The sequence below is a fragment of the Micromonospora sp. NPDC050495 genome (assembly GCF_040655175.1).
Taxonomy (GTDB): Bacteria; Actinomycetota; Actinomycetes; order Mycobacteriales; family Micromonosporaceae; genus Micromonospora.
In genome coordinates this window covers 1-7609 of sequence record NZ_JBFAJK010000100.1, presented here as the reverse complement: position 1 = coordinate 7609, position 7609 = coordinate 1, and the positions used below count along the sequence as shown (strand labels likewise).

At 71.2% G+C, this 7609-nt stretch carries 5 protein-coding genes and 3 pseudogenes; 7 read left to right on the top strand and 1 reads right to left on the bottom strand.

Features of this window, described 5'->3' with window-relative positions:
• Positions 1-52: 52 nt before the first annotated feature.
• Complete coding sequence (locus AB0I11_RS34010; RefSeq protein ID WP_357330002.1) at positions 53-712, bottom strand: helix-turn-helix domain-containing protein; 660 nt, start codon at positions 710-712, stop codon at positions 53-55.
• Positions 713-988: 276 nt separating this feature from the next.
• Here AB0I11_RS34010 and AB0I11_RS34005 point away from each other — a divergent pair, with 276 nt between their 5' ends.
• The 7 genes and pseudogenes from AB0I11_RS34005 (at position 989) to AB0I11_RS33975 (ending at position 7206) form a co-directional block, all read left to right on the top strand.
• On the top strand, positions 989-1333 hold the full coding sequence (locus tag AB0I11_RS34005; protein WP_357330000.1) for a hypothetical protein: 345 nt from the start codon (positions 989-991) through the stop codon (positions 1331-1333).
• 27 nt (positions 1334-1360) lie between these two features.
• Positions 1361-1840: pseudogene (locus AB0I11_RS34000) on the top strand (transposase); the annotation flags it as partial.
• A pseudogene (locus AB0I11_RS33995) lies at positions 1792-2118 on the top strand (GntR family transcriptional regulator); the annotation flags it as partial. The pseudogenes AB0I11_RS34000 and AB0I11_RS33995, both read left to right, overlap by 49 nt.
• A gap of 343 nt (positions 2119-2461) precedes the next feature.
• Complete coding sequence (locus AB0I11_RS33990; protein ID WP_357329998.1) at positions 2462-3010, top strand: aminotransferase class I/II-fold pyridoxal phosphate-dependent enzyme; 549 nt, start codon at positions 2462-2464, stop codon at positions 3008-3010.
• Positions 2983-3273, top strand: coding sequence for a hypothetical protein (locus tag AB0I11_RS33985; RefSeq protein ID WP_357329996.1), 291 nt, complete (start codon positions 2983-2985; stop codon positions 3271-3273). The genes AB0I11_RS33990 and AB0I11_RS33985 overlap by 28 nt, the downstream gene beginning before the upstream one ends.
• A 30-nt stretch (positions 3274-3303) precedes the next feature.
• A pseudogene (locus AB0I11_RS33980) lies at positions 3304-4929 on the top strand (DUF885 domain-containing protein).
• 201 nt (positions 4930-5130) lie between these two features.
• Positions 5131-7206 (top strand): glycogen debranching N-terminal domain-containing protein, encoded by a 2076-nt coding sequence (locus AB0I11_RS33975; protein ID WP_357329994.1) that lies wholly within the window; start codon positions 5131-5133, stop codon positions 7204-7206.
• The last annotated feature ends 403 nt before the right edge of the window (positions 7207-7609 follow it).

The window sequence follows — 7609 nt, the reverse complement described above, 5'->3', positions numbered from 1 at the left end:
AGCCTCCAGGTGGTGCCGGGTTGGGCGAGTGGGACGGCAGTGAGCTTGCCGGTCATGGCCGGGGCCTTTCTGGTGATGCGGTGCAGGCGAGGTAGAACGCCACGTGGTCGTCGGTCCATCGTCGGCAGGTGGCGATGTCGACGTCGGTCGAATCGGGGTGCAGAAACAGGAACCGCGGGATCTGGAGCGGGCCGAACAGCTCCCAGACGAGCTGCCGGGCGGTGACGTCGCCGCGTATGAGGCCCTGGTTCTGCCAGTGCGCGAAGAGGCCGGCCAAGTGTTCGAGGGTTGCCTCGATGCCGACGTACACCCGGCCGAGCCCGCTGGGGCCGGCCCCCTCGCGTAGCAGGAAGCTGCCGAAGAGGCGGGCGCGGGGGGTCGACCACTGGTCGAGCGCCCGGCGGACCAGCTCGGGCACGACCTCTGCGGGCGTGCGGGCCGCCAGTACCTCGGGGTTGAGCCCGAGCCGCTCCCACGACGGCGGGCCCGCCTCGGCGAACAGGACGTCGTACATCGCCTGTTTGCTGGGGAAGTGCGCGTAGATGGCGGCGTCGCGCACGCCGACCTCTGCCGCTATCTGCCGCACGGTGGTCGCCGCGAACCCCAGCCGCGCGAACAGCGCCAAGGCGGCGTTGAGCAGGGCCTCCCGGGTGTCGCGACCTTCACTGCTCGGTGGACGCCCTCGACGCCGAGAGCCTGGTGATGTTGCCATACCTAAATAATAAATGAGCGCTCATTAAGATACACCGCCGCCGTCGGTGTTGCCTGCGAGATGCGCCCGAGAGGCGTTTTCGCATAGGCCGAAGCGGTGCCACAGCCCGCATGGCATGGCGGGGACAGGCGCGATCAGGGCGTGGGCTCGGTGCTCCAGGTGTGGGGATGTGGAGCGCGTCGTGGGCCGGGGTGCCAGCTGCCAGTGCGGCGATGACGTGTTCGAACACGACCCAGTCCGCGACTCACGCCGGTGGCAGCCCAGCGGGTGATCCTGATGGAACTCGCCCCGCTCAGGCAGCCGACCCGGCAACCGCTGGCTCGCAAGGCCGTTCTCGGACAGGCAGCCATGGCCGCCGCGCGGAGCAAGGACTCCTCCCCCGGCGCACAGTACCGGCGCATCGCGGCCCGCCGCGGCGCGAAACGCGCCACGGTCGCGGTCGGCCACGGGCTCCTCGTCGCGATCTGGCACGTCCTCGACAGCAACACCGAGTACCGCAGCCTCGGGTGGGATCACTTCCATATCCGCATCGATCCCACCCGGCAACGGCTTCGTTTGATAGCCCAGCTGGAACGCCTCGGGTATCACGTCACTCTCGAACCCCTACCAGCCGCAGCGTGAGCTTCCACGGAGGTTCATTTTCGAGTCAAGGGTGTGCGCTCGGTCGGGGTGGCCCGGCAGTACTCCGGCACCGCCGGCAGGGTCGAGAACTGCTAGGTCGGGCGCTCGGCCTACAGCTCCGCCAAGGGGCACGGGTTGATCGACCGGCAGTTGTATCTGCCCGCGGCGTGGACCGACGACCGTGAGCGTTGCCGCGCCGCGGGCATCCCGGACGACGTGGAGTTCGCCACCAAGCCGCAGATCGCCAGGACCTTGCTGGCTCGAGCCCTGGATGCCGGGGTGCCGGTCGGGTGGGTCACCGCCGACGAGGCTTACGGGCAGCGCAAGAGCCCGCGGGTCTGGCTGGAGCAGCGCGATGTGGGCTATGTGCTGGCCACCCGCCGCAACGACGAATGATCACCACCACGATGGGCACCTGCCGCGCCGACGAGCTGATCGCCGCGCTACCCGCCCCAGGCGTGGTGCCGCCTGTCCGCCGGCGCCGGCGTGCACGGCCCCCGCGCGTGGCCTGGTCCCCGAGTCCGGCGAAGGCGTTGGTGCCGGCCACCCCGGAGCCGCAGCGGGACGCCACCCCGGAGCCGGCCGCGAAGCCGGAGCCGAAGGTGCAGCGTGACCCGGCTCCCCGGGCTCTCCGCGAGGCCATCGTGAGCGGCCGGCTGCCGGTCGGCACCCGGCTCCCCTCCACCCGCGGCCTCGGCGCCGACCTGCGCGTCTCGCGAGACGTGGTGGTGGAGGCGTACGAGCAGCTGGTCGCCGAGGGGCGGCTGCTCGCCCGGCACGGCTCCAGCACGGTCGTCGCGGCGACCTCCCCCGGCCACGCTGGCCCCGCCGCGCGTCCCGCCACCGCCCCCGCACGCGACGATCGGCAGCTACCGCTGCGGCCGGGCCTGCCCGACCTGGGTCTCTTTCTCCGCGGGGCCTGGCGGCGCGCCTACGAGCGGGCGCTCGCCGGCGCCCGCGACGCCGACCTCGGCTACGGCGACCCGGGCGGCGTGCCCCGGCTCCGGGCCGAACTCGCCGCCTACCTGGGACGGGTCCGCGCCGCCGGATCGGCCCGGCCGACCTGCTCGTCACCACCGGGGCCGCCCAGGCGTTCCATCGGCTCGCCGGGATGCTCGTCGACCGGGGGTGATCCGGATCGGCATCGAGGACCCGGGCAGCAGCCGTATCCTCGATCCGCTGCGCGCGCGTGGCCTGCGCCCGGTCGGCGTACCGGTCGACGCCGCCGGCCTCGACGTGCCCGCGCTGCACCGCCTGGACGTGCCCGCGGTGCTGGTCACGCCCGCACACCAGTACCCCACCGGCGTGGTGCTCGCCCCCGAACGCCTGGTCGCCCTGCTCGACTGGGCCCGGCGTACGGGTGGGCTGGTGGTCGAGGACGACGACGACGCGGAGTTCCGCTACGACCGTGATCCGGTCGGCTGCCTCCAGGGGCTCGACCCGGCGCGCGTCGTGCACATCGGGTCGACCAGCAAGGCGCTGGCACCGGGACTGCGGCTGGGCTGGCTGGCCGTACCGGCGGGACTGCGGGCGGCGGCGGTGGCTGGCAAGTACGCCGCGGACCTCGGCGGCCGGTGCCGGAGCAACTGGCCTTCGCCGAGTTCCTCGCCTCCGGCAGGTACGACCGGCACCTGCGCCGGGCCCGCCGGGTGTACCGGGAGCGGCGCGACGCCCTGATCGCGGCGGTACGTCGGCACCTGCCGGCGGCCCGCGTCTCCGGGATCGCCGCGGGGCTGCACCTGGTGCTGGAACTGCCGGCCGGGGTCGACGACGCGGCGGTCGCCCGCGCCGCCCGGTCCGCCGGGCTCGGACCGGGCGCCCTCGCCGACTTGCGCGTGGACCGCCCCGGTCCACCCGGCCTGGTGCTCGGCTACCCGCCCTGGTCGCGGGATGAGCTGGCGGGCGCGGTGGGGACACTCGCGGAGTTGATCGGACCGTAGGATGCCTCCTTCGCGCCGCGTGCCGAGCGGATCATCGACGCCATCCTGGAACGCCGTCCCGACCTGGCCTCCGCCGCCGGGGACCACCGGTACGACGACCGCCTGCCGGACCTCTCCGCCGGTGCGGTGGCGGCGGACGTGACGATGCTGCGCGAGGCCGCGCACGCGCTCGCCGAGGTGGACGCCGAGTCGCTCGACGCCGCCGACCGGGTGGACCACGCAATGCTCAGCTCGCTCGTCGACCGGGAGCTGTTCGAGCTGACCGAGATCGCCGGGCACGAGTGGGACCCGCTGCGGTCTAACCCCGGCCCGCTGCTACACACGCTGATCGCCCGCCTGTACGCCCCGGTCGACGTCCGGCTGACCGCGCTGGCCGGCCGGCTGGCCGCCGTACCGGACGCGCTGGCCACGGCGCGGGCCAACCTGCGCGACGTGCCCCGGATCCACGCGGAGACGGCGGCCGGCCAGTTCGCCGGTACGGCCGCGCTGGTGCGCGACGGGCTGCCCGCGCTGATCGCCGAGGTGCCCGGCCTGCGTGCCACCGTCGAGCCGGTCGCCGCGGCGGCGGTGGAAGCACTCACCGGGTTCGCCGACCGACCAGGTGCGGGACGATCCGGGGCCGGGACGCGACTCCCGGCTGGGCCGGTGCCGCTGGGAGGCGCGGTTCTGGCACACGCTCGACACCGAGCTCTCCGCGGCTGAGGTGCAGCGCCGGGCCTGGGCAAACCTGGGCCGGGTGACCGAGAAGATCCGCGTGGCGGCGGTCGAGCTGGTCGGCGGCCGGGCGACGGACGAGACGGTACGCCGGGCGTTGGACCTGCTCGCCGCCGAGCATCCGGACGACCGCACGATCGTCGGGCTGGCCGGGATCACGCTGGATGAGACGACCGACTTCGTCCGCGACCATGCGTTGGTGTCCCTGGTGGACGGCCCCCGCGTCATCCAGGAGATGCCGGAGTTCGCGCGGGGGGGGGCCGTGGCGTACTGCGACTCGCCCGGATCGCCGGAGATCGCCGACGTCCCGACCTTCTACTGCATCTCGCCGACGCCCGCGGAGCGGGTCGAGTCGTACTACCGCGAGTACAACGACCACATGCTGCGCAACCTCACCGTGCACGAGGCGGTGCCCGGGCGCTTCCTCCAGCTCGCCCACGCCCGCCGGTTCTCGGGTAGTAGGCGGGTGCGGGCGGTCGCCACGTCGGGGGCGTTCGTCGAGGGTTGGGCGGTGTACGCGGAGGAGCTGATGGCCGGCTTCGGCTTCGGCGGCCTGCCGGTGAAGTTGCAGCAGCTCAAGATGCAGCTCCGGATGACCATCAACGCGCTGCTCGACCAGTTGGTGCACTGCGAGGGGCTGCCGAAGGCCGAGGCGATGAAGCTGATGTGGAGCGCGGCTTCCAGGAGAAGGGGGAGGCGGCCGGCAAGCGGCGGCGCGCCCTGCTCACCTCCACCCAGCTCTCGACGTACTTCGTCGGTTACAGCGAGCTGGCCGAGGTCGCGGCACTGCGCCCGCAGGGCGTGTCGCGGCGCAACTGGCACGACGAGATGCTCGCCCACGGCACCCCGTCGCCCCGTCACCTGCGTGCCCTGCTGCGGTCTGACCAGGCGGTTGCCGCTCCAGCCGGCCGCACGGGGCTGGCGGGCCGCGCTGACGATTGAGCCACGGACGGGTCGTGGGAACGTTTAGCCTGGCCTGGATGCCTCCTCAATCTGGCGTTTCATCCCGCGGAGCAAGCCATGTCGAGCACTGAACGTCGGTCCACCCCGGCCGACCCAACACCGCATCTGACGCCGGCGGCCGAAGTACCGGGCAGGCTGGCACGGAGCCTGCCTCCGGAACTGGGGTCGAACGCGATCGCCGTGCTGCAGGCGCACACGTTCATGTACTCCGACGCCGTCGGGGACGTACATCGCGGATCGATCGGTGGGCTGGTGCACGAGGACACCCGCTTCCTGGACCACTGGGAGCTGACGGTCAACGGCGCCAAGCTGCTGGCGCTCAGCTCTGGAACGGTGGAGTCGCACTCGGCGGCGTTCTTCCTGACGAACCCCGAGGTGCCAGGTCTGCAGGCCAACCACCTCGGGGTGCGCCGGCAGCGGTATGTCGACGGGGGCCTGCACGAACGCATCAGTGTGCAGTCGTTCGCCGCCGAGCCGGTGTCGGTTCAGCTCCGCCTGTCGGTCGGTTGTGACTTCGCGGACCTCTTCGAGATCAAGGAGACGGTGCGGGACCGGTCGGCGGAGATCACCCGCTCGCATGCCTTGGATGGATCGTACTTGCGGTTCTCATACCGGAATGGCCCCTTCGAGGCGTGTAGCGAGGTGGTGGCCCGGCCGGCGGCGACGCGGATCGAGGGCGACTCGTTCGTGTGGGACCTACGGTTGGAGCGGAACGAGGAGTGGCGGTGTGAGGTGCACGTCCCGCTGTGGGTGCGCGAGCAGGAGCTGCGACCGGCGCCTCGGCCCTTTGACGAGGTATTCGGTGGGGGCATCGACCCCCAGATCGCCCAGTGGATAGCTGTCGGGCCGAAGGTGGAGACGGATTGCGCCGCGCTGACGGAGGTGTACCTCAAGACGCAGCTGGACTTGATCGGCATGCGGATCGAACTACAGTTGGATGATCACCGTAGCATCCTCCTTGCCGCCGGAATGCCCTGGTATCTCACGCTCTTCGGCCGGGACATGCTGATCACCTCTTACCAGGTCCTGGCGCTGTCCCCGCACACAACACGGGCCGCGCTGCTGGCACTCGCCGCGCAGCAGGGCACCAAGGTGGATGACTTCCGCGACGAGGAGCCGGGCAAGATCCTGCACGAGATTCGTCGTGGTGAACTGACCCAGCTCGGGTTGCGGCCGCACAACCCGTACTACGGCACCGCCGATTCGACCCAGCTGTGGCTGATCGTGCTCTCCGAGTACTGGCGGTGGACCGGGGACGACGATCTCGTCCGCGAGCTGCGGGACAACGCGTACGCGGCGCTGCGGTGGATCGACGACTACGGCGACCGAAACGGCGACGGGTACGTCGACTACGCCACCCGCTCTCCGCACGGGTTGGGCAACCAGTGCTGGCGCGACTCGTGGGACGGTGTCCGGTTCGCCGACGGGACGCTACCCGTCCTGCCCATCGCCACCTGCGAGATCCAGGGCTACACGTACGACGCGAAGCTGCGGCTGGCTGAACTGGCCGAGGGGCCGCTCGACGACCCGCCACTCGCCCGACGGCTTTGTGACGAGGCCGCCCAGTTGCGCGACCGTTTCAACCGGGACTTCTGGATCGAGGAGCGGGGCGGCTTCTACGCCCTCGGCATCGACGGGGACGACCGGCTGATCGACTCGATGACCTCCAACATGGGCCACCTGCTCTGGAGCGGCATCGTGCCGCCGGACCGGGCGGCTGTCATCGCCAATCACCTGATGTCCGACGACATGTTCGCCGGCTGGGGCGTACGCACCACCTCTGCCGCTGAACGCGGCTACAACCCGATCGGATACCACATAGGCACGGTCTGGCCGCACGACAACTCCCTCATCGCCCACGGGCTCGCCCGCTACGGGTTCCGGCGGGAGGCGAACCGGATCATCATGGCCATGCTCGAGGCCTCCGCGTTTTCCGGTTACCGGCTGCCCGAGGCGTTCTCCGGCTATCCCCGGAGCTTCGGCCAGGCGCCCGTGCCGTACCCGACCGCCTGCAATCCGCAGGCGTGGGCGAGCGCGGCACCGGTGCTTTTCATCCGCACCATGCTGGGTCTCGAGGCCCGCGACGGTGAACTCACCCTCGATCCCGATCTTCCCGAACAGATCGGCCGACTCATGGTGACCAACACGCCCGCCTTCGGCAAGACCTGGAATGTCAAGGCCGTCGGCAGGCAAGGGTACGTCCGCCTCGCGCCACAGGCGTTCGTCATGGAGCCGGAGCGGACACCGCTCCGCTGACGCCCGTCCGGCTGCGCGGCGATCCGGCCACCGGCCCGTGCCGTCGGCATTAGCCTGACCTAGAGGCGGAGCCCTGGTCGTCTTCGCCGCCGCCGCTCTGCTGTCGGCCACCGTCCAGGGTCATTGCGTTGTCGGATAGGGGGGCTGTCTCGCTAACGGCACCTCTCTTGTCAACCCGCCGGCAGCAGAGAGGTGCCGTTAGATCCACACTCCCGGGCCTGGTCACGCTGGCGCCGCCGGCGCCAACACCACGCCCGCACCAGCCACTACCGCCACCGCGGCTACCCGCCATAACTGCCGTTGCAGTATTAGAGGGCGTCTTGGTTGGGTTGGATGTAGTACACGCTGATTGGCGCCTTGCTGAGAGCGGGAGGCGCGGGTCGTGATGATCTACGCATGACGA

What these genes read in the sequence shown, in the direction of transcription:
- AB0I11_RS34010 (WP_357330002.1), bottom strand. Translation starts at nt 712, where the DNA reads ATGGCAACATCACCAGGCTCTCGGCGTCGAGGGCGTCCACCGAGCAGT.
- AB0I11_RS34005 (WP_357330000.1), top strand. Translation starts at nt 989, where the DNA reads ATGGAACTCGCCCCGCTCAGGCAGCCGACCCGGCAACCGCTGGCTCGC.